At 39.8% G+C, this 23,813-nt stretch carries 17 protein-coding genes and 1 tRNA gene; 8 read left to right on the top strand and 10 right to left on the bottom strand.

Annotated elements, in window-relative coordinates:
- Positions 1-2 precede the first annotated feature (2 nt).
- From CHB68_RS02135 to CHB68_RS02125, 3 genes are all read right to left on the bottom strand, one after another.
- Entirely contained in the window at positions 3-2,354 is a 2,352-nt protein-coding gene (locus CHB68_RS02135) for a PSD1 and planctomycete cytochrome C domain-containing protein (RefSeq protein ID WP_245838753.1), read from the bottom strand.
- Positions 2,355-2,545: 191 nt separating this feature from the next.
- Complete coding sequence (gene rimM / locus CHB68_RS02130; protein WP_089259093.1) at positions 2,546-3,073, bottom strand: ribosome maturation factor RimM; 528 nt, start codon at positions 3,071-3,073, stop codon at positions 2,546-2,548.
- Positions 3,074-3,086: 13 nt separating this feature from the next.
- Positions 3,087-3,662 carry a 30S ribosomal protein S16 gene (locus tag CHB68_RS02125; RefSeq protein WP_089259091.1) on the bottom strand — a complete coding sequence of 192 codons (576 nt, stop codon included), beginning with the start codon at positions 3,660-3,662 and terminating at the stop codon, positions 3,087-3,089.
- 69 nt (positions 3,663-3,731) lie between these two features.
- On the opposite strand from CHB68_RS02125, the gene CHB68_RS18760 reads away from it, so the two are divergent.
- From CHB68_RS18760 to CHB68_RS02095, 6 genes are all read left to right on the top strand, one after another.
- Positions 3,732-3,863: a hypothetical protein gene (locus tag CHB68_RS18760; RefSeq protein WP_262494219.1), complete on the top strand. Its 132-nt coding sequence runs from the start codon at positions 3,732-3,734 to the stop codon at positions 3,861-3,863.
- Positions 3,864-4,002: 139 nt separating this feature from the next.
- Positions 4,003-8,439 carry a DNA polymerase III subunit alpha gene (gene dnaE / locus CHB68_RS02120; RefSeq protein ID WP_089259089.1) on the top strand — a complete coding sequence of 1,479 codons (4,437 nt, stop codon included), beginning with the start codon at positions 4,003-4,005 and terminating at the stop codon, positions 8,437-8,439.
- 180 nt (positions 8,440-8,619) lie between these two features.
- Positions 8,620-8,937, top strand: a complete 318-nt coding sequence (gene trxA, locus CHB68_RS02110) for a thioredoxin (RefSeq protein WP_089259085.1) — start codon at positions 8,620-8,622, stop codon at positions 8,935-8,937.
- A 123-nt stretch (positions 8,938-9,060) separates the two neighbouring features.
- On the top strand, positions 9,061-9,990 hold the full coding sequence (locus CHB68_RS02105) for a DUF58 domain-containing protein (protein ID WP_089259083.1): 930 nt from the start codon (positions 9,061-9,063) through the stop codon (positions 9,988-9,990).
- A 72-nt stretch (positions 9,991-10,062) separates the two neighbouring features.
- Positions 10,063-10,136, top strand: a tRNA-Asp gene (locus CHB68_RS02100).
- A 157-nt stretch (positions 10,137-10,293) separates the two neighbouring features.
- Positions 10,294-11,109 carry an endonuclease/exonuclease/phosphatase family protein gene (locus CHB68_RS02095; protein ID WP_089259745.1) on the top strand — a complete coding sequence of 272 codons (816 nt, stop codon included), beginning with the start codon at positions 10,294-10,296 and terminating at the stop codon, positions 11,107-11,109.
- 28 nt (positions 11,110-11,137) lie between these two features.
- On the opposite strand, the gene CHB68_RS02090 is transcribed toward CHB68_RS02095, so the two are convergent.
- The 3 genes from CHB68_RS02090 to CHB68_RS18510 all read right to left on the bottom strand — a co-directional run bounded on the left by CHB68_RS02090 (position 11,138) and on the right by CHB68_RS18510 (position 13,990).
- The gene (locus tag CHB68_RS02090; RefSeq protein ID WP_245838752.1) at positions 11,138-11,806 is read right to left on the bottom strand and encodes a DNA-binding response regulator; all 669 of its coding nucleotides are present in this window, start codon (positions 11,804-11,806) and stop codon (positions 11,138-11,140) included.
- Between the two features lie 10 nt (positions 11,807-11,816).
- Positions 11,817-13,745: a tetratricopeptide repeat-containing sensor histidine kinase gene (locus CHB68_RS02085; protein ID WP_143815159.1), complete on the bottom strand. Its 1,929-nt coding sequence runs from the start codon at positions 13,743-13,745 to the stop codon at positions 11,817-11,819.
- Positions 13,746-13,813: 68 nt separating this feature from the next.
- Positions 13,814-13,990 carry a hypothetical protein gene (locus tag CHB68_RS18510; RefSeq protein ID WP_179213122.1) on the bottom strand — a complete coding sequence of 59 codons (177 nt, stop codon included), beginning with the start codon at positions 13,988-13,990 and terminating at the stop codon, positions 13,814-13,816.
- Positions 13,991-14,365: 375 nt separating this feature from the next.
- Between CHB68_RS18510 and CHB68_RS02080 the strand changes: the two genes are divergently transcribed.
- Complete coding sequence (locus CHB68_RS02080; RefSeq protein ID WP_089259079.1) at positions 14,366-15,094, top strand: hypothetical protein; 729 nt, start codon at positions 14,366-14,368, stop codon at positions 15,092-15,094.
- Positions 15,095-15,153: 59 nt separating this feature from the next.
- Here CHB68_RS02080 and CHB68_RS02075 read toward each other — a convergent pair whose 3' ends face one another.
- Positions 15,154-16,023, bottom strand: coding sequence for a DUF808 domain-containing protein (locus tag CHB68_RS02075; RefSeq protein ID WP_089259077.1), 870 nt, complete (start codon positions 16,021-16,023; stop codon positions 15,154-15,156).
- 115 nt (positions 16,024-16,138) lie between these two features.
- Here CHB68_RS02075 and CHB68_RS02070 point away from each other — a divergent pair, with 115 nt between their 5' ends.
- Positions 16,139-17,119 carry a Gfo/Idh/MocA family protein gene (locus CHB68_RS02070; RefSeq protein ID WP_089259075.1) on the top strand — a complete coding sequence of 327 codons (981 nt, stop codon included), beginning with the start codon at positions 16,139-16,141 and terminating at the stop codon, positions 17,117-17,119.
- Between the two features lie 41 nt (positions 17,120-17,160).
- On the opposite strand, the gene CHB68_RS02065 is transcribed toward CHB68_RS02070, so the two are convergent.
- From CHB68_RS02065 to CHB68_RS02055, 3 genes are all read right to left on the bottom strand, one after another.
- The gene (locus CHB68_RS02065; RefSeq protein WP_089259073.1) at positions 17,161-20,799 is read right to left on the bottom strand and encodes an alpha-L-rhamnosidase; all 3,639 of its coding nucleotides are present in this window, start codon (positions 20,797-20,799) and stop codon (positions 17,161-17,163) included.
- A 73-nt stretch (positions 20,800-20,872) separates the two neighbouring features.
- Complete coding sequence (locus CHB68_RS02060) at positions 20,873-22,654, bottom strand: prolyl oligopeptidase family serine peptidase (protein WP_089259071.1); 1,782 nt, start codon at positions 22,652-22,654, stop codon at positions 20,873-20,875.
- A 24-nt stretch (positions 22,655-22,678) separates the two neighbouring features.
- Positions 22,679-23,803 carry a glycoside hydrolase family 88/105 protein gene (locus CHB68_RS02055; protein ID WP_089259069.1) on the bottom strand — a complete coding sequence of 375 codons (1,125 nt, stop codon included), beginning with the start codon at positions 23,801-23,803 and terminating at the stop codon, positions 22,679-22,681.
- Positions 23,804-23,813 lie beyond the last annotated feature (10 nt).

Below are 23,813 nucleotides of genomic sequence, written 5' to 3'. Positions count from 1 at the left end.
GCTTAACCTCTATTTATGGTTTCGTCCAAATTAAGAATAGTATGTGCCGTTAATGACATCGCTACCAGTGCATCTGCGTGCAGATCTTTTGGGTACTTACTTTTACCGATACCCAGATATTCCTGAGCATTGATTTCACCTTGCTCCACTTTTTGTAGCATCTGTTTGTAATATTCAAATAACGATGTCAATTCCGTTGCAGTAGGTATTCTGGATGTTGCCTTAAAGAACAAGGTCTTGATTTGTTCTTGTTCGTTATTGGGTTGAGCAATCATTTCTGTCACGGCAGCTGCCCTAGCCGCCTCTACCAATTGAGGATCGTTCAAAAGTACCAATGCCTGAAGGGGCGTATTGGTCTCCTGTCTTTTTACCGAGCAGTAATCCCTAGAGCTGCTATCAAAGGTCATCATACTTGGTGGTGGTACCGTTCGTTTCCAAAAGGTATATAAACTTTTTCTATAGACATCCGTACCCTCGCTAACCGTATAGGAAGCCGTGCTGCCTCCACCGCCACCGGTTGTCTCTTCCCAAATACCTTCTGGCTGATAAGGTTTTACACTGGGTCCCCCCACTTCCTTACTCAAAAGACCGCTAAAGGCCAATGCTTGATCGCGGATAGCTTCAGAAGAAAGCCTTAATCTAGAGGCACGAGCAAGAAATTTGTTTTCAGGGTCGCTTTCCAGTTTTTCCTTGTTGACCTTGGTATCCTGCCGGTAAGTTGCGGACATAGCCATATATTTCAACATTTTTTGGGTATCCCACCCTTCCGTTCGATATTTAATGGCCAAGAAATCCAATAATTCGGGATGGGTAGGCAAGGCACCCTGGTTACCAAAATCAAACGATGTGGATACAATTCCATTACCGAACATACGCTGCCATAATCTATTTACGGAAACCCTTGCCGTTAAGGGATGTTCCTTGTTGAACAACCATTGGGCCAGCCCCAGCCTGTTCTTTGGAAATTCATCAAAAGGAAGAATGGAGGAAGGAGTGTCAGGATATACTTGTGTCGTATGTTGATCATAGATACCCCTATCCAGTATATAGGAAGATCTAGGTTCATCCATTTCTTTCATGACCATAACCGGTACCTCTTTCATATCACTCTTTTCTAAATTGATAAATCCCAATACATCGTTGACCTCTTTTGGGGTGATAGTAATATAGGGTGTGGGGAGTTCATTGGCATTGGCCAACAGCCCTTGTTCAGGTATGGTATTGAAAAAACTATAAAACTGAAAATGTTCTTTTTGGCTTATAGGGTCATATTTATGGTCATGACATCGGGCACATTCAAGGGTAAGGCCTAAGAACGCCGTACCCAAGGTAGTTGTCCTATCCTCTACATATTCTACCCTATATTCTTCAGGAATTACCCCGCCTTCCGCGGTTATCTTATGATTCCTATTAAATCCCGTTGCCAAAATTTGCTCCAAATTTGCATTGGGCAATAAATCCCCTGCCAACTGGTAGGTAACAAATTGATCATAAGGCATATTTTCTTTAAAAGCATGGATGACCCAGTCTCTCCAAGGCCACATGGTTCTTTCAAAATCATCTTGATAACCATGTGTATCTGCATAACGGGCAATATCCATCCATTCAGCAGCCATGGTCTCCGCGTAATCTACCGTATTCAATAAAGAATCTACAATTTGTTCATAATGACTTTCACTGGGGTCACTAACAAATGCCTTGATCTGAGCTAAGGTTGGTGGTAGACCGGTAAGGTCAAACGTTACCCTACGCAATAATTTCTCATTACTGGCCCGTGGGTTGGGACTTAAACGGTGTTCATTTAATTTTTTTAGGATAAAGGCATCAATTTCATTTTCACCCCAATCCTTTGATGTTTCTTTTTTGGGTATTTCCGGAGTAACAGGTGGCATGAACGCCCAATGTGTTTTGTATTCGGCTCCTTGATCTATCCATTTTTTAAGAATTTTCTTTTCATATTCCTCCAGAACCAAATTGGATTCCGGGGGTGGCATGATCAAATTCTTGTCATCCGTAAAAATCCTGTGCACCAATTCACTCTTTGCGGCATCTTTGGGAACAATGGCAAAACGGTCGTTAAGTTTGCCTAAAGCTTTATAGGCCTCTTCTGCAGAATGCAAGGACAGATTACCTTCTACGGCATTTTTGTCCGGCCCATGGCATTTAAAACAACGATCGGAAAGGATAGGTTTAACATGAAAGGTGAAGTCAACATTATCTGGGATTTGCTTTTGACTACCACTTGCTTCCATGGCAATTTTAGGCCCACTATTGGTATTGCAACCCAAGATGAGCAGAGCACTTGCTAACATCAATAAAACAATACTAACAGGTTTCCTAAATTTTATACGCATTGGTGACCAATTTACAAAGCACCTTTGAACTTACTAAACTTAGGCAGTATTCACAATTAAAATTCGACCAATAACAATGGCTAGCGGTTAAATAATATTAAAATATAGCAAGTATAACCTCTAAAAATTATGATTTTCCTAAAGAACTGTATAAAACTCAATAAAAACCTAAGTGGGGTTAAAATTATAATTTAGGATAGGTACAGCTCTACCAAACCTTCCGGTGTAGTTACTTCTATGGTTTTTTGCTCACGGTCTACGTTGGTAATAATGTCATCGTTAACAGGAATCAATAATTGCTTATCATCCTTTAGCACTTCAAACAATGCCTGTGCCGTAGTATCGTTTACACTTTGGATAATGCCTATATCCCCATGAACCTTATCCATTACGGTAAACCCTATGACCTCATGGTAGTAAAATTTATTGCCGGTAAGCTTTGGTAATTGGGTCAACGGTAGATAAAGGCCGCATTTCATGATACGGTCCGCATCTGATTCTGATTTTACTTCTTCAAAATCAATACGGAGCAAGTTTGATTTATGAAGCCGACATCTTTTAATAAAAAATGGAACCAGATTGTTTCCTAAAGAAACGAATACTGATTCCATATTTTCGTAAATCTCGGGATCGTCAGTGTCCAGTTTTACCAGCACCTCCCCTTTGAAACTATATTTTGAAACGATATTACCTAGGTAGAAACAATCTTCCTTGCGCATCGTTTCTTAAAATTTATGCTTTATCCTCTTCCTCTGCAGGAGCTTCTGGAGTTTCAACAGCTTGCTCTGGCTCGCCGGCAGCTTCTACAGCTTCTACTTCTTCCTCTGCATTCTCACCTTCTGGTGTTTCTGGCAAAGCGGCAGCGGCAGCTTCTGCAGCACGCTTCTCGTTTACTTCCTTCTCAGCAGCCAATGCCTTAGCACGCTCTTCTTGCTTAGCTTTGTCCAAACCACCAACTTTATCGGCAATTGCTTGCTCCTTTTCAGTAACCCAAGCATTGAATTTTTCTTCTGCCTGCTCTTCGGTCAATGCCCCTTTACGAACACCGCCCAACAAATGGTTCTTTAAAAGTACACCTTTATAAGAAAGGATAGCCCTAGCCGTATCTGTAGGTTGTGCACCGTTTTGCAACCACTTAACAGAATTATCAACATTAAGCTCAATAGTTGCAGGATTAGTGTTAGGATTGTAGATTCCTAATTTTTCCAAAAATTTACCATCTCTTTTTGCTCTTGCATCTGCAGCAACTACCCAATAGAATGGTTTACCTTTTTTACCGTGTCTCTGTAATCTAATTTTTACTGGCATATCACATTAATTTGTAGGGTGCCCGACCCTTGATTATTAATTCTAGTTTTTTTAACTCGTTCGCCCTCAATGAGCAATGCCCATCTAAAAGCGGGTGCAAATATAATTGAATTTACGGAATTGGCAACAGTATATGCAGGTAATTTAATCATCTTGACACAAAACTTTTTAAATAATGCAGTACATAACCATCAATCTTAAAAAGCGTTGCCCTCCACATAAAATTGCAACCGTTAATAACTACTAGTAACTCAGCTTTTACCAACACCTCTTTTTTAGTAATTTTATGGGCTCTTTTTAGGTCTGCTGACCGACCTATTGAACACACAGAAAATTAGCTATGTACCTCATTTTTGACACTGAAACCACCGGTCTTCCCAAAAACTGGAATGCCCCTATTACCGATACTGACAATTGGCCGCGTTGTATACAGATAGCTTGGCAGTTGCATGACGAAATGGGCAATTGCATTGAACATCAAGATTATTTGGTACGCCCGGACGGTTTCAATATTCCCTATGATGCGGAGCAAATACACGGTATTTCTACCGAGCTGGCGGAACAGCAAGGTGTTTCCTTGGCAGAAGTGTTGGAGAAGTTCAATATTGCCATGTCCAAAACAAAGTTTATCGTTGGACAAAATGTTGGCTTTGATGTAAATATTATGGGAGCGGAGTTTCACCGCATGGGGGTTGAAAACCCATTACAGGAGCTTCCGGTTTTGGACACCTGTACGGAGCACACTGCACAGCTTTGTCAGATTCCCGGTGGCCGTGGTGGTAAATTCAAACTACCAACGCTTACGGAACTGCACCAATATTTGTTTGGCGAACCATTTGGCGAAGCGCATAATGCTACCGCCGATGTTGAAGCGACTACACGTTGCTTTTTGGAACTTATCCGAAAGCATCAATATACTGCCGAGCAACTAGATGTTCAGCCAGACTATTTCAAGAATTTCAACGAGGCCAATCCACAAGAAATACAACTTATAGGCCTTAAGCACATCAACCTAAAAAAAGCATCAAAAAAAATAGCCGATGCACTTTGGGAAAAGGATACAAGTGGGGTTTCCCAAGAAGAAATCAAGGAAAATCTGGCAACATTAGAGTCGGCCAATTTTGCACACTTGCATAACCACACCCAATTTTCAATATTACAATCTACCACCAGTATTCCAGATTTGATCGCAAATACGGCAAAAGCAAAAATGCCTGCAGTGGCCATGACCGATCATGCCAATATGATGGGGGCGTTCCATTTTGTGAACGGTGTGATCAACCATAATAAAGGGGTGGTAACGAGAAACGAGGCTAATTTAAAAAGGTATGAAGCTACCCAAAACGGAACACTGGAAGAAGGTCAGGAACCCTTGAACGAATTACCGGAACCGGAACTGGAAATTACCCCGATCATAGGTTGTGAGTTCCAGGTGTGCGAAGACCATACCAACAAATCGCAAAAAGACAATGGCTACCAGATCGTCATGCTTGCCAAAAGCAAGAAGGGATATCTTAATTTGGCAAAAATGTCTTCCATTGCCTTTGTGGACGGTAAATATTACGTGCCACGAATCGACAAAAAAATAGTAGAACAATATAAGGAAGATGTAATTGTATTGACCGGAAACCTATACGGTGAGGTTCCCAGTAAAATTTTGAACGTTGGTGAAAACCAAGCGGAAGAAGCTTTACTTTGGTGGAAAGAAACATTTGGCGATGACCTTTATATAGAGATCATGCGCCACGGTCAGGAAGATGAAGATCGGGTTAATCAAGTGTTGATCCAATTTTCCAAGAAGCACAATGTAAAATTGGTTGCTACGAACAACACCTACTATGCCGCAAAGGAAAATGCGCATGCACATGATATTCTATTATGTGTAAAGGATGGTGAAAAACAGGCTACCCCAATAGGCCGTGGACGTGGCTACAGGTATGGCTTGCCCAATCAAGAATATTACTTCAAGTCTTCGGATGAAATGAAAGAGCTGTTCAAGGATATACCTGAGGCTATCATCAATATCCAAGAAATTGTGGACAAGGTAGAGACCTTTACCCTGGCGCGGGATGTATTGTTGCCAGCTTTTGATATCCCAGAGGAATTTCAGTTCGAGGAGGATAAACTGGATGGCGGTAAACGTGGCGAAAACAAATACCTGCGCCACATTACTTATGAAGGGGCCAAAAAAAGGTATGGCGAAATTACTCCAGAGATTGACGAAAGACTTGATTTTGAGCTTAAGGTAATTGAAAAAACGGGGTACCCGGGTTACTTTTTGATCGTTGAGGATTTCATTAGGGCCGCACGTAGTATGGACGTATCTGTTGGTCCGGGTCGTGGATCGGCAGCAGGTTCCGCCGTTGCATATTGTTTATGGATTACGAATTTAGACCCCATTAAGTACGACCTACTTTTTGAGCGTTTCCTGAATCCGGATCGTGTAAGTATGCCCGATATTGATATAGACTTTGATGATGAGGGCCGTAGCCGCGTTATGGACTATGTTATTGACAAATATGGCTCCAACCAGGTGGCACAGATTATCACCTACGGTACCATGGCCGCCAAATCCTCTATCAGGGATACGGCCAGGGCATTGGATTTACCTTTGGGCGATGCGGACCGTATGGCAAAGTTGATTCCCAACATGTCTAAATTAAAAAAGATCATTGGGGTCGATGAAAAAGTGTTACGGAGCAAGTTCAACAGTGAAGAACTTGAAAAGATAAACGAACTTCTTAACATTTCCGAAGGGGACGGATTAGAATCCGAAACCCTAAACCAGGCCTATATTCTAGAAGGTTCCGTACGTAATACCGGTATTCATGCATGCGGGGTGATTATTACGCCAGATGACATTACCAAGTTCGTACCTGTGGCACTTGCCAAGGATTCTGATATGTACTGTACCCAGTTCGACAACTCCGTTGTTGAGAGCGCAGGATTATTAAAGATGGATTTCTTGGGATTAAAGACCTTGACCTTGATCAAGGATACCGTTAAAATCGTAAAGGCGAAACATGGTATTGAGCTAGACCCGGAGAATTTTCCGTTGGACGACGAAAAAACGTACGAGCTCTTTCAACGAGGGGAAACGGTTGGGGTTTTCCAATATGAATCCCCCGGAATGCAAAAGCACATGCGTTCGTTAAAGCCTACGGTCTTTGCCGATCTAATTGCCATGAACGCCCTGTACCGCCCGGGCCCAATGGAATATATACCCAGTTTCATTGCCCGTAAACACGGTACCGAAGAAATTGTGTACGATTTGGACGCCTGTGAGGAATATCTTGCGGAGACCTATGGAATTACGGTCTACCAAGAGCAAGTGATGCTCCTTTCGCAAAAATTGGCCGACTTTACCAAAGGTGAGGCCGATGTTCTGCGTAAGGCTATGGGTAAAAAGCAAAAGCACGTACTAGATAAGATGAAGCCCAAGTTCATTGAACAGGCTTCCGCTAAAGGACATGCGGTGGACAAACTGGAGAAAATTTGGAAAGACTGGGAAGCATTTGCCGCCTATGCCTTCAACAAATCGCACTCCACCTGTTATGCATGGATCGCCTACCAGACTGCCTATTGCAAGGCCCACTACCCTGCCGAATATATGGCCGCGGTATTGAGCAACAACATGAACGACATTAAGCAGGTAACGTTCTTTATGGAAGAATGTAAGCGTATGGGCTTGGACGTACTTGGGCCGGATGTCAATGAATCCTATTACAAATTTGCGGTGAACGACGCCGGTGCAGTTCGTTTTGGTATGGGTGCCGTAAAAGGAGTTGGGCGTGGTGCGGTAGAGACCATTGTCAAGAACCGTGAAAAGGATGGGCCGTACAAGTCCGTATTTGACCTTACCAAGCGTATAGACCTCCGCGCCGCAAACAAAAAAGCATTTGAAAATTTAGCGGTCGCAGGTGGGTTCGATTCTTTTGGAACCACCCATAGGGCGCAATATTTTCATGATGATGGTGACGGTATTACCTTCTTGGAAAAGGTCATTAAATACGGTGCAAAATTTCAGGAAAACGAAAATTCCGCACAAGTAAGTTTATTTGGCGATGCTAGTGAAGTACAAATACCAGAACCTACCGTGCCACCATGCGAGGAATGGGGCACTATGGAAAAATTACGGAGGGAAAAAGAGGTAGTGGGTATTTATATATCCGGTCACCCGCTAGATGATTTCAAGACTGAAATAAAGGCATTCTGCAATGCCAATATTGCATGTGCCAGTGACCTGCCCTCCTATGTGAACAGGGAACTTACTTTTGCAGGGGTAATTACGGATGTACAGCACAGGGTATCTAAAAACGGTAAAGGATGGGCGGCGTTTACAATGGAAGATTATATGGATTCTTTTGAATTCAGGATTTTTGGCGAAGAGTACCTTAAATTCAGGCATTTTCTAATGATCAATTCTTTTGCCTACGTCAAATTGTTTGTGAGAGAAGGATGGACCAACAAGGAAACCGGTAAAAAAGGTGATCCCAGAATGCAATTCAACAGTTTTATGATGTTACAGGAGGTCATGGAGACCTATGCCCGCAAACTTACCATTAAATTGAATATTGCAGAATTACAAGAGGAAAAGGTCCTGGAGCTTAAAGATACCTTGGTCAACCATAAAGGGGAGCATCCTATTAATTTTGTTGTGTATGAAATGGAAGAAAAAATCAAGGTCAATTTAATTAGCAGAAAACAAAAAGTGCAGATTTCAAGTGAGCTTCTGCATAACTTGGACAGTAGCGGGGTGCATTATAAATTAAATTAAAAACCATAAATAAAGGGTTCAATGCTCTTTAAATGTAAAAAACAAGAAAATCTAAAGGCCAAAATAACGTAAAAGCCAAATAAATTAGCTTGATACCTTAATAGGTAAAACGAATTGTCAATCCGTAAGGAATCAGTTAAATAATTGACTAAATTTGCATAATCAATAAAAGCATATAACATGGCATTAGAAATAACAGATGCTACTTTTGACGAGGTAGTTTTAAAAAGCGATAAACCGGTAGTAGTGGATTTTTGGGCAGCATGGTGTGGTCCTTGTAGAATGGTAGGTCCTATTATTGACGAAGTTAGTAGTGAATATGAAGGAAAAGCTGTTGTAGGTAAGGTAGATGTAGATGCCAACCAAGAGTTTGCCGCAAAGTACGGTGTACGTAACATACCAACGGTATTGGTATTTAAAGGCGGTGAGATCGTTAGTAGACAAGTAGGCGTATCTCCAAAAAAAGTATATACAGATGCAATTGATGCACTTTTGTAGTCTTTAAACCTTATAGATCAAAAAATAAAAAAGAGCCCACAATTGTAGGCTCTTTTTTATTTTATTCAATTTTCGGTATAAAGGAAAACGTGAAGTTGTACCGTCTTTAGTATCTTTATTCCTGTGAACGTACAATCAGAATTAAACAAGTCTTCCTTGTTCCCCAATCTGGAACTATTGGCCAACCAAGTGGTAGAAGGCTTTATAAGTGGTATACACAGAAGTCCGTTCCATGGGTTTTCGGCAGAGTTTGCCGAGCATAAAATCTATAATAATGGGGAGAGTACTAAACATATAGATTGGAAACTTTTTGCAAAAACAGATAAGCTTTATACCAAGCGCTATGAGGAGGAGACCAATCTTAGGTGTCATATGATCCTGGACAATTCTGCCTCAATGTACTATCCTAAAGTTGATCGTTTACAGCTTGGGTCGCTTAATAAGATTGGTTTTAGTGTTGTGGCCATTGCAGCGCTTATGAACGTATTAAAAAGACAGCGAGATGCCGTAGGCCTAAGTGTTTATGCGGACACCTATAGCTACTATGCTCCGGAAAAGGGTAGTGAGCGCCATTTTCAAATGTTGCTGGCCCAACTTAACACTATAGGCAATGCCACAGCAGCCCCAAAGGAAACGAAAACCTATACCTACCTGCATCAAATAGCAGAGAATATAAAACGAAGAAGCCTCATTTTTTTGTTTACGGATATGTTCCAAACGGAAAAAGATGATGATGCCCTGTTTGAAGCACTAAGGCATTTAAAGTACAACAAGCATGATGTGGTCCTTTTTCATCCTATGGATAAAAAACATGAAATATTTTTTGATTTTGAAAACACCCCAAAGCGCTTTATAGATGTTGAGACCGGAGAACATTTGGACCTCTATGCGGACAATATAAAGGATGCATACCATAAAAAAATCAACAGCTATATTGCTGATATTAAGACCAAATGCGCACAATACAAAATAAAATATGTGGATGTGGATGTACAAAGTGATTTCTCTACCGTACTGAACACCTTCTTGGTAGAGCGAAATAAATTTCTATAGCATGAAAAATATTTTCATAAAATGTTTGCGCAATACAATAAACAACATATATTTGCACTCGCTAAACGCCACGGTCTGGTAGTTCAGTTGGTTAGAATACCTGCCTGTCACGCAGGGGGTCGCGGGTTCGAGTCCCGTCCAGACCGCAAGAAGCTCTCAAGAAATTGAGAGCTTTTTTCGTTTATGGGTAGTTGCTTACCATCTGCACTTAAACTAAAGGACCAAACCTTTCTTTAAATACAGAAATACGTAATTTCAATTACATCACTTTACATAGCTTTGCACTCTACCAAAACCAATGATGTGCATAAAACGTTATTTTTAACTCTATTCTTATTTTTTACATTGTTTACCTTTTCTCAGCAAAAGGAAATTCACTTAATTTCATGGAACATTCAGGATTTTGGAAAAACAAAAAATAGTGAGGAATTGGAACAAATTGCTGAACTGGTTAGAGATGCCGATATCGTAGCCTTACAAGAAGTGGTTTCTGGTTATGGCGGTGCCCAAGCGGTAGCAAAGTTGGCGGACCTGTTGAACCGTAAAGGGGCGCAATGGGACTATGTCATTAGCAACCCCACAAAAATTCCTAAAAATACTACTGAGCGCTATGCCTTTATCTGGAAAACGAAACATATTAAAATCAAGAACCGGGGAAAGCTTATCAAGGAATTGGAAACGACGGTTGACAGGGAACCTTTTTTATTGGACTTTTATGTACTTGGCCAGAAACTAACCCTTTTAAACTTTCACTCCAGGCCCCATCATAAAAACCCTGAAGCCGAGATTATGGCAATGACCCAATATTTATCCATCAATACAGCTTCTAACATGATCATTGCTGGAGATTTCAACATAAACGAATCACACAAAATTTTCACCAATTTAAAATCCTTAGGTTTTAACCCTGCCGTAACCAATGAAAAGACAACTTTGAAAAGAGTTTGTAATGAGTTTGAATACCGCAATCATCCTATAGATAATATTTTCCATTCCACGAGTCTTGCTAAAACAGAAAGTGGGGTCATTGATTTTGTTCGTACATGTGAAAATTTGGAGCGCTCACGTAAACTTTCTGACCATTTGCCTGTATACTTGAAGTTTAAAATTGCTCAATAAAATATTCAAATATGATTTAATCGATATGCTACAGTTTCCCTTGCTTGATTAATTTTGCGATAAGATGGTGCGTGTTCTTGGCACCAAATTCATCAAAAAGTTTACTTACTTTTTTGTCTATCGTACTTTCGCTATTGGGCGATATTTGTTGCTGTTTCAATCTGGCTGAAATTTCCCTTTTGGTATAGCCATCTGCCAAATCCTTGAGTATAATAAGGTCATACCTATCCATCTCAAAAACACTGCTGGCCGTATTGAGGTTTAGTTGAGGAGAAACATAGGTTCTATTTTGATAAACTTCTTGTATGGCATAGACCAATTCATTTAAACTATTACGCCCTTTGCAGACATAACCATTTATTTTAAGGTCTTTGAACAACCTATTTATTTCCGCTGGATTATCTATCATGGAATTCACGATTACCTTTATACTTTCGTCCACGGCGCGTACCGCCGCAATTAATTCCATGCCAGATGTTAATCTACGTTCCACATGGCTTTCCTTAAAGGTCAAGTCGGTTATCAGCAATTTAAAGGGTATACCACTATCATAGGCCAATTTAAACCTGTTAAAAGCCTTATCGCAATATAATTCCTCTTGAATGTTTTCAATTTCCAATCTAGATTGCAGTGCATTGACAATCCCTTTATTGGTATCTTGAAAATCTTCGGCAATCAGTATTTTATTGAACATCATTACATTGTTTTTAATTCGGTAATACCAGTCGCGCTTCAAAGCCACGCCCTTCTTCAGAATCAAAAATAATAGTTCCATCAATGGCATGAATACGCTTTTCCGTATTCCATAGTCCATTTTTTACATGAAAGGCCTCTTTTGGGGCTCCTACGCCATTGTCCGCATAGTCTATTTGTATTTTTTTGCCCATTTTTTCAAATGAAACGGAAACCAATGTAGCCTTGCTATGCTTGTGCATATTGATCATAAGTTCCTGTAACACTTTATACAGCGTTTTCTTGGAAAGCGTTGAAATTTTGGACCAATCTACCTCATTGCTCCCTGTAATGATCAATTTAGTATTCTTACAGTAATTGCCCATCATTCCAAATAAAACTTCCTTAAAATGAATACCGGTATCCACATCGTTTATTTCCCTAGAAATATCCCTGCTCTGGCTATAAAGGGCATCTACAATATCCATGACTGCGTCATGATTATCGGTATCCTGTAATAACAGCATGGCATGATTAAGCTTTCCACCAAATTCATCATGCAGCTTTTTGGACAGCTCGGCCTCCGTTGCATAGGTAGCCTCCAATTTGGCAGTTTTGTTTTCCTGTACCAGTTTTCTGGAGCGCTGCCCATAATAATAGATACCAAAAAGGGCCAATAGTAAAATAATACCGCCAATGGAGAGTACTACTATTTTTTGTTTTTCCTGTTGTGCGGCACGCAGACGTTGTTCTGCATTCTCCTTTTCCAATCTTAGATTGCTTGCCTGGGTAACCCTATCATCATACTTAAATTTTGCAAATTGGGTTTTAACCTTAAGTTCCTGCTCATATAAACTATCCTGCAAAAACACATACCGGTTACGTACCTCCAAATTGTTTGGGGCCAAATCCATTATATTGGCCAATGCTTCTTTTTCCGCCCTTGGCGTCTTTAGTTTTTTGGATAATTGTATTACGGAATCAAACAAGGCCCTTGCCCTATTTTTATCAATGGCACTATAAAATTCTCCCAAATGGGTAAAGCTGGCCATTTTGCCCCTATCATCTTTAATTTGGGACCTAATACGCAATGGTTCTAAAAAATGTTGCTCGTTTACCATATTTCCCATACGCCACTTTGCATATGCCAAATTATCCAGTACCCGTGCGTACACTTCTTTATGCTGTGCAAGGATACTATCTTTAACCAAGGTGTTCAACAATGAAACCGCCTTTTCGTTCTGGTCAGCATCTGTGTATACTGCGGCCTTGTTATTTGTAAAAATTAGCTGGTCTATTTTCACATTACTTACTGTAATGGCCTTTTCATAATAATCAATAGCATCGTTATAATTGAGCAATTTTCTGTGGTTGGTGGCCAATAGGTTATAACAGCTGGCAAGTGTATTGCTATCCATTGTAGGGTTTATGTATTCAATGGCTTCCGTCAAGGTTTCCTTACTGCCAAAAAAATCATTTTTATTTTTTTGAATGATTCCCATATGCAATAGGTTCTTAGCCACCCAAGCACTATCATTTACCTTTTGATAGTAACTTTTAGAACGGTTATAATTGACAAAGGCACTATCTGTAAGATGGGCAATTTGGTCATAATAATAGGCCATTACATAGTATTGGGATCCCAGGATTACAAAATCTTCCTGCTGTAAGGCATGTGTCACCAGAAGTTGGTGGTAATACTTAAGGCTATCTATTTCCTGTGTCATTAGGTGCAGCCTATTCTTTTGATAGAGAATTTTGGAATAGGATTCAGCCTTATCAATATCAACCAAAGAAAACGCCTTATTGATCTGTTGCATTTGTTCGATCAACGAAAGTTCTTTGTTCAGGGAAGCATTGTAGAACCTATTTACCTCACTTTGCCGATTATTGGAAAAACCTTCTTCTACAGTAGGTGAACAGGACCACATACCTAGTAGTATCAAAAGTAAAATTCTTTTCAAATGCAGTGTATTTTAACTAAAAATTGGGCCATACCAATGTACGGCCCAATTTAATGAATTAATAACGATTACTCATCATTTGCACCTGGTGGTGGCGGTGGTGGCGGTGGCGGTGGATCACCATCATCCCCTTCCGTAGATTGGGTATTGTACAAACCGTCTATTTCCGCAACCGAATCTGTAGTACACGAGTAAAGCAAAAAACTACATACTATGGCCATTAAGGTTATGCTAATTTTTTTCATGATTTTTTACATTAAAATTTGACATAGGAATGGCCGTTTGGGGTTATCCCAAATTCATTGATACCAATCCTAGGGTATAGGAGTACTCCGTGTTTTTTGTGGAAAGTGGAAATCAAATACGATAAGAACCGGCTACTTTCCAATTTGACCGAATTATGACCGTATTACGGATTTCCGTAAGAATGACGTTCTAGAAATGCTATGTTAGCAATGCATAGCGGCTATCATTCTTGGGAACAAAGTAAGGGGATGAAGAACTTACGGCTACAGACAAGGCACCGACTTGTTTTCGACATATTATCGACACCATTAAAACCAAGGGTTTACAAGGTGTCTTTTTAAAAATTTCTATTTAAATTCTTTATTATTGGAGCAATGAATGAAAAAATTATTGGGGAAATTGTATACGAGGTGTTCAAAAAAGCCAAAAATGAGCATCCAAAACATTCAAAATTTGCTTTATCGAACCATATAAGCAATGAGACCGACTTAAGTTCCAGAACACTGGAAAGAGCATATGATAGGTACTTGAACAAAAAAACAAAGTATGGAAAACCAAATGCAGATAGCATTGATCTCTTTTGCAAATACCTAGGATATGAAAATTTTAAGGACTATGTACAAATTGCACCTCCACCGGCAAAGGAGCTTCCGGTTACCGTACGCAATAAAAGGCGATTGATCATTACCATTAGTATTGCATTTGGCATGGTTCTTTTAATGTTTGGATATCAAAATTGGATAGTGAACCAACGAGATATAAAATCTGTAAGTCCCTCATGCATGACATGGGCAGACTCGGTCTACGTAGCCGTAACCTGTGACCATGGTCAATTATCTAACTATGGTACACCTATTATCCCATTAGATAAGGTAAAGCTGACCAGCTTTAAAAAAGTAAAGGTTTCCCAATCTTACAATTTCTTTAATGAAAACGATATGCCCTTAATATGGTACTCTAAAAACAAAGATCAAGAAATAGAATATTTTACCTCACCAGGCCTGCACCCCGTAACGGGAGAAACGTTGCGTAAAATTACCCCCTATATCATACAGACCTATGTACCCCTTCACGTAGATAAGGCAAGCTCATTTGTTCCATAAACTTATGATGGGACAACCACTAGAATCGCCACAAAAGAAAATCCGCTAGACATACCCAACTATTTTTTTACAAATAAAGCCTTTACCCCATTAAAAATAAGAAGTGCCAAAAACCCTACTATTAAACCAACTCCGAACTCCACTATTATACCGGGTACATTGGGCAATAAATGATGGAAAAAATCTATATTGTGTACAAAAATACCTCCAGATACCAATAACAGGGCTATCGTACCAATTACGGACAAGGCCTTAATTACTTTGGGCAATGCATTGACGAAGAAACGACCGATCTTATCTGATATACTATTATCTTCCTCGTTTATATTGATCAATCGTGTTCCAAATTCATCCATTCTTACGATTAACGCCACTATTCCATAAACACCAACGGTAGCCAATAGGGCCACAAAAGAAACTACCGCTATTTGGGTAACCAGCGGTTCTTGGATAACGGCTCCCAATGCAATAATTACAATTTCTATGGACAGAATAAAATCCGTAACTATGGCAGATTTTATTTTTGTCTTTTCCATTTCCAAAATTTCCGCCTTGCTCATCGACTTTGTTTCCATAGAATTGGAGGCATGTTCATGGGGAACGAAAAACTCATATATTTTTTCCGCGCCTTCATAGGCCAAATACACGCCACCAAGAATTAAAATTACGGTAACGGCCCAGGGTAAAAATGCACTTAACAAAAACGCAATGGGCAGGATAATAATTTTATTTAATAGCGAACCTTTAGTAATGGCCCAAAGTACCGGGATTTCCCTACTGGACACGAAACCGGATGCCTTTTCAGCATTTACCGCCAGGTCATCCCCTAGGATACCTGCCGTTTTTTTGGTAGCGACCTTACTCATTGTCGCAACATCGTCTAGCAGTGCCGCTACATCATCTAAAATCGCAAAAAAACCTGAAGCCATTATTCTTAAATTTTGATCAAAAATAATTTAATGGGTCCAATTTTAAGAATCCTATTGGCACAAATAGTAACTCAAGGTTATTTTGTAGTTTTAAGAAAGTTATAATAAACTCATTATGAAATCTATTAATTGGGGAATAATTGGCTGTGGAGATGTTGCAGAAATAAAAAGTGGCCCGGCTTTTCAACGCATTGAACATTCAAACTTAGTTATGGTAATGCGGCGAGATGAAGCAAAAGCAAAAGACTTTGCCAAACGGCATAATGTTCCCAACTTTAGCAGTGATGCCGAGGATATCTTGAACAATGAGCAAATTGATGCCGTGTACATTGCAACACCACCCTCCACCCATTTGGAATATGCCCTAAAAGCTTTAGATGCCGGCAAACTAGTATACCTGGAAAAACCGATGGCTCTAGATGCTGTTGAGGCAAAACAAATTTGTGATGCTGTTACCAAAAGTAGCGGCAAACTTACCGTGGCGCACTATCGCAGAAAATTACCTGCATTTTTAAAGGTAAAGGAACTTTTAGACGAAAAAATCATTGGAAACATCACCCATGTAGACATCCAAATATTACAACCAAAAGTAGCTAACCTGGTTGCAGCTTCAGAAGAAAACTGGCGGTTAAATCCCGAGGTTTCCGGTGGTGGATATTTTTATGACCTGGCACCACATCAAATCGATTTAATGATTCATTATTTCGGGCCTATAGCCGCGGCTACCGGGTTTTCTAAACAGTCAAAAAACACTTCTAAAGTTGAAGAAGTTGTAAACGGAATACTATCTTTTAAAAGTGGAGTTCAATTTAGAGGAGTATGGAACTTTAATGTAGCCGATAAAAGCAAAAAGGACGAATGCATCATTTATGGTACAGAAGGAACTATCAAATTTTCCTTTTTTGGAGACAGCGTATTCCTTACTACTGAAAATGGAATTGAAACCTTCGCTTTTGATAACCCAAAACATGTGCAAGAACCCATGATTAAAGCTACTGTAGATTATTTCTTGAACAAGGCAGAGAATCCATGTCCGGTAGAAGATGGAGTTTTGGTCATGGAATTGCTTGAAAAATTGAGTGGGCGTACAGTTTAAATTTTTAAAAGAATTAAAAATTCAACCCTAATTATAATAACCTATTCGTTTACCTTAAAACTATACGTTCCAGAAACGAGCTCCAATACCACATTTTTGCCATTCTGACTTGTAAAAGAAACTCCTTTTGCTTTTTTAATTTTCTTACCGCCTACAGTTATATTGCCCAACTCTGTAGTGTTTATTTTTAACGTTGCCGTAGTATTTGCAGGTACGGTTACCGAATACGTCCAGCCATCTTCAACCCATTGCCATTCGCTTGCAATTCGACCGTACATACTATCATAATACCCTTTTGCAAACGTCATTTCCTTGGTAGGGTCCGGGATTGGCTGCAATACAAAATGTTTAAAACCAGGATTGTTGACGTCTCGTTGAATACCGAGGGAATAATTATACATCCAAGCGGCTACTGCCCCAAAAGAATAATGGTTAAAAGAGTTCATGCTATTATTGCCCCCAAAACCATCTTCCACGGTATAGGAGTTTAATCGCTCCCAAATGGTAGTAGCACCGTTCACTACAGGATACAACCAAGATGGGTAGGTCGTTTGCTGAAGAAGTTTATATGCCGTTTTATGCTCCCCATTCTCGGACAATGCATGGTTTATAGATGCCGTACCAATAAAACCGGTCATTAAGGAATATTTTGGTCTATGCACCCACAACTCGTCTTCGTTACTTCGTTCAATTGAAGCTACCAAATTGGCAGTCGCCTTTTGAATATGTTCATTGTATAATACATTAAAATTTAAGGGAATTGCATACGATGCCTGGGTGTCTATAAAATCACCTTTATGCTTCATTTTATCTTTTGGCAACGGAGGTCCAAAACTGAAACTCTGATTGCCTAGATGTACTGTTTTACCTGTTTCAATGTCAACATATGTGCGGTTCAAAAATTGTTTTCTTTCATCGTATTGCTTTTGATATGTTACCGCATCTGCAGATTTTCCTAATAAGGCAGCCGTTTTACTTAAAATTTCAATATCACGTAAATGATAAGTTGCCCACAGCAACGTATCGTCATTCTTATATCCTTCGGGACTAAGCCAATCTCCTAACGGGCCTTCGTGTAATATGCCAGTTTCAGGGTCAATTTTACTGTTTAAAAATTCCACATAAGCCTTCATGGCCTCATAATGCCTACCCAATAGACCCAAATCCCCGTATTGCTGGTAGGTTTCCCATGCTACAATTATACCGGCACTTCCCCAAAGGGTTCCACCAAATCCGCCGCCAAGAGGTGCTACATCCGTAAAGCGACCATCTTCCCGTTGCACATCGCGCATAGCCAATAGATGTCGGTCTAAGAACGGACCAATGTTCGCCAAATAGGTAGCCGCTTCAGAAAATACACTAATATCCCCGCTCCATCCCATACGTTCGTTACGTGCAGGTGTATCGGTAGGTATGGACAAGAAATTACCACGCAGCGACCATGTAATATTCTCCCATAATTTATTGACTAGTTTATTTGACGTCTCATAGTTTGATGTAATTTCTTTAATAGAACTCACCACCAAACCGTTTACAGCCTCTAATGGCAAGGCTTTGTCTATTCCGGTAATCTCAATATATCGATAGCCGTGAAATGTAAAGCGGGGCTGAATAGTCTCTAACCCTCCTTTTCTAATATAGGTATCATGGGTTAAAGCCGCCCGGATATTCTCCATCATTACCATGCCTACAGCATCTCCATGTTCTTCCAAATCCGGATAACGCATTTCTGCATAACGCATGGTAATGGTATCTCCAGCGCTTCCACTTGGTAGTTTTATATTTGGAAAACCCACCATATTCTGACCCATGTCATAAACAAATACCCCGGGACGAACCTCATCTACAGCTATCGCTTTTAAGGTGTCAATAACACTAGGGTTTTCACCCACTTGCGCCGTCAATTTAAAACCATCAAAATTTAATTCTTTACCCGTATAGATGGTCCCGGTCAATGAAACTTCTACTGCTTTTTTCCAGCCATTAGTATCATATGCAGCAGTTGACCAATTTTCAACCAAGTTTTCCTTGGTGGCATCATATACCTCGCCTTGAAAAAAGCTACCGTATTTTATTGGTCCATTCGTAAATAGCTCCCACTCCTCATCATTGGTTGTGATGGTTTGTTCGGAGCCATCATCATATGATATTATCAATTGCGCAAGTAACGACTGCCGGTCTCCAAAAAAGTTCCAAAAATCTCCTTGATAGGTAATATTGCCACTCCACCAACCTTCACTAAGCCAACCTCCAAGCGCGTTTGTACCAGAATTCACCATATCCGTTACATCATATGTTTGGTACATATGTGTTTTGTTATACTGCGTAAGTCCCGGATTAAAATAGTCCTCACCCACTCGTTTTCCGTTTAGGTACATTTCATAAATACCGCGTGCGGTAACATATAATCTTGCCTTTGCAATGTTCTTAGTAGCGGTATTGAACTCCGTTCGCAACATAGGGGCCGCATTTTGGCTTGGGTCCGTAATAACCTTATATCCGGTGGTGCCTCCATCAATTTCAATGGCATTTTCATTAATACTTATAGCGGCGTTCTGTTGAATTGCTTCTGAAAAAATACCGTTGTACGTAGAATTTGAATCTATATTTTCCGCAAATATTATATTGGAAGGCGCACGTAAATTCCTGACTACAATATTTGAAAATGATGCTTTTTGGGATGGATTAACGGAAAACCCAATATCTGCCAACATAGGGAAAGTGATATAATCATTGCCTGTTCCTATCGGATTTAAATTAAAGCCCTTTGGTGCAAAAGGGGATGCTGAAATAACATCATCGGTAGAAATTAAATCTTCATCATCCTCTCCATTTAAATACACTTTGAACAAACCAAAATTACAATGTGTGTAAAACGTATGTGCATCAAATTTGTTCCCTTCATTGATTTTATCTAACGGTATTTCATACGACCTAAAAGGAGTATATTCATCATCTTCATTGGTATATCCTTTGCGATATACTATAAGTTTTGCTTTTCCTTCTTCAGAACCGTCTACCGCACTAATATCCAGTTCAAAATTTACATAACTCTCGTTTTTCGTAGCTGCAACACCTTGAATATTTTTATTCTTATCCAACAAACGGGCATCATTGGCTCCAAAAATAAAGGACGCTTTATCGCTCTTGGATTTCTTATCCAATTGTACGGTATATTCAAATTTATAGACCGATAAATAGTGGGAATAAAAGACCATATCATTGTCCCCGCCACCGATCCACTGTGCACCGTTCCACTGTTCGGAATTTGGGTTATCGTCCATCAAGCCGGTTTCAAACCATGACGTAGCGGTGCTTTGTTTCCCTTCCTCATCCCAAACATGTACCACAAAAGTATAGCGTGTTCGTGGTGACAAAGCTTCTCCTTCATAAGCAATAGCCAAAGAAATATCGCTAGTTACCTTTCCGGAATCCCAAGTAGTGTCACCAGATTCATCAGAAACTATAATTTGATATGCCGATTGCGACTGACCTTTTTTACTAAGGTCGGTTTTCATTTTCCAACCAAATCGTGGTGTATCGATATCTATCCCTAAAGGAGTTTTTACATATTCTACCGTTACATCTGTAATGGGTGTTTGTGAGAAGCCCAAAGCACACGAGAATACCGTTGCCCAAATGATAAAACTACTTACCCTTACGCCTCTTTTGATTCCCATGATTAATTATTTATTGTTTTGGTAACCCGTAGTCTCTGCAAAGTCCTGCAGAATGTCCCAATGTTATAACAGACTACTTTAAATTCTTCAACATTGACCTTGGTACTTTTATTACAGTACCGTGGCGTAACCCTTCAGGAAAAGAAACCTGATCAGAAATATCTTCCCAGTTCTTTAAATCGCTAGAAGCAACTGCACCATAGGCATGATTCTTATACTTATCAAAATAGACGATCCATTTGCCTTCTATACGAATGGCCGTTGGCCCTTCTGCCCAATAATCTCCACTAATAGGGTTGCTTGCTTGCGAATAAGGTCCTTCCAGATTATCGCTAAACGCCATTTTAATATTTTTTTGCTCAGGCTCAACAGTTTCATCTTTCAAGAACATGATAAATTTATCTTCCCATGTATAAATAGATGAATCGATTACGTTAAAGCCAGGCTCATAAAGTAGTTTAGTATCCGTAAAAGTTTTAAAATCTTTGGTAGTGGTATAATACATGCGGTGGTTATACCCGTTTTCTTTTTTGCTTTTGGTTTCTGGAAACTTACCTTCTATAGTACTTGCCCAATAAATCATATATACGCCTGTAGCATCATCATAGGTAATCTCTGGTGCCCAAGTATTTCGGGTACCTTCCATTTTTCCCATTACAGGAATAAATTGCTGTGTTGACCATTTCACTAAATCATCTGATGATGCATAACCAATTCCTTTATCCGTCCAACTAACGGTCCAAACCATATGATATTTACCATCGCCACCTTTAATAATACAAGGGTCGCGCATGAGCTTATCCTTACCTACTTCTGGGGTTAAATAAGATGCTCCGTTGCGAAGACTTTCCCATTTATACCCATCTTCACTATAGGCAAAATGTAAACCATCTTCTCCATTACCTACGAAATAAGAAAAGAGGTATACCTCATCTTTCTTTACCAAATCATGTGCTAAAAACCACTGTTTTAAATCGTTTGGCCAGTTTGCATTTGTGCCCGAAACTCCTAGTCCAAAACCATGTCCGCCATTTTCATAAATATGTAACTCTGCCGGCACATCGTACTGCTTTAGCGTGTTATAATATTCCAAACTATTTTCAACAGGTACTACGGTATCATCGGTAGCATGCACTAAAAAAGTTGGTGGTGTGGTATTGTGAATTTGAAGTGCATTTGAATATTGATTGATACGTTCTTCGGATGGATTCTCACCCAATAAGTTTCGCTTAGAACCCGCATGTGTAACACCATCTTTCATAGAAATTACCGGATAAACCAATACCGAAAAATCTGGTCTTGCACTGATTGATGCATCGTGCTCATAAACTTTGTCATTAAAATGGGTGGATAGTGTACTTGCCAAATGTCCGCCAGCAGAAAAACCTAAAATTCCAATTTTACTGGCATCAATATTATAGCGTTTTGCGTTTTTACGGACCATGCGCATTGCTTCTTGTGCATCTTGTAGCGGACCTACTGTTTTGTCGGTCATAGTTTCATCCGTAGGCATTCTATATTTAAGTACAAAGGCAGAAATACCGAGCGTATTCAACCATTTTGCAACTTTACATCCTTCTTTATTAATGGCCAAATGCGTGTACCCACCACCCGGACAAATTATTACCGCGGTACCATTAGCAATAGAACTATCGGCCAAAAACGGTGTAAGGGTCGGTTGTGATACTTTAGATACGCCCCGCACAACTTCTAAAACATCATAGGTTACTGATTCTTCATAGGCATCATTTTGAATACTGCCAGGAACTCCGTCTGGCCATAAGGTAATTTCCTTTTGCTGTGAAAAGCCCAAAGTGGTAAAGCAAACTACTAGTAAAAAACTTTTAAAATTCATTTTTGGTCGGATTTGAATCTGAATTTACTTCATTTTGTAGACTTCACTGCCTGCTAGCAGAAAACATCCTAATCCGTAATCTTCAAAATCAGGTGTTTTGGTATAGGAAAGTGGTTGTCCGTCTTTTGGTTCTTTACCTGTAGATTGCACGAAACCTAAAAATCCGTTGTCATGCAGACCATCCTTTACCATAGCATTCCATCCCTTTTCAATTATAGGTCGATATTTTTCTTTACTTAATATGCCATTATTTACACCGTAGGCCATTGCGTAAACAAATAATGCCGTGCCGGATAATTCCTTACCACCGTAATGTTTTGGGTCGTGTAGACTAACGTTCCAAAAACCATCTTTACGTTGAATGGGAACCAGTGCTTCTGACATGGCTACAAGGTCATCTACATATTGCTGGCGGTGCGGAGCATCTTCTGGAATAATCGTTAACACTTTGGCCAATGCCCCAATTACCCAACCGTTACCACGACTCCAATAGCAATCTTCCCCATTAGGTTCCGTATATGGTGGGTCAAAATCAGCATCGCGCCACCAGAGTCCGTCTTTAGGATTATACAACCCATTATCACCATGACTATTTCTGGTAAACATGTACATCTCATACATTTTTTCAAAATATCGGTCATCGTTCTCCAACACGCCGAGTTTAGCAAAAACGGGCATACCCATTTGTATGGCATCTATCCATGACCAATCATCTACTTGAGGCGTGTTCAGCAACATATTTATCGTTGCCTTTGTATTCTTTAATTTCTTTGGATCAGGCTCTAAATTGTAAAGATCAATATAGGTTTGAGCAGCGCAGTAATCATCAGCGTTTCTGTTTGCGGTACCATATCTAAAACTCCACTTATGAAACTCTGCCCAGTCATAGGCATAGTTGTAATACTCCTCTTTAGGATAAATTTCATGCAAGGCCATTAACCCCTCGTAATACACCCCACGGGTCCAAATATTACTGGGCCGTTCCTTATTGGTGATTATGGTTTTGCCCACATCTTGCCATTTCTCCATAAAATAATTGTTGGCAAGTTGCATATTCTTTAAGACGGAATCCCTGTTTATTTCTTGGGCGTTCAGCATACCCTGAAAAAGACATACTCCCAAAATAAGTATCATTTTACTGCACTTCATATATTTTGTG

It is taken from the genome of Maribacter sedimenticola, from assembly GCF_900188415.1.
Taxonomy (GTDB): domain Bacteria; phylum Bacteroidota; class Bacteroidia; order Flavobacteriales; family Flavobacteriaceae; genus Maribacter; species Maribacter sedimenticola.
This window is presented reverse-complemented; position numbering and strand designations above follow the sequence as displayed.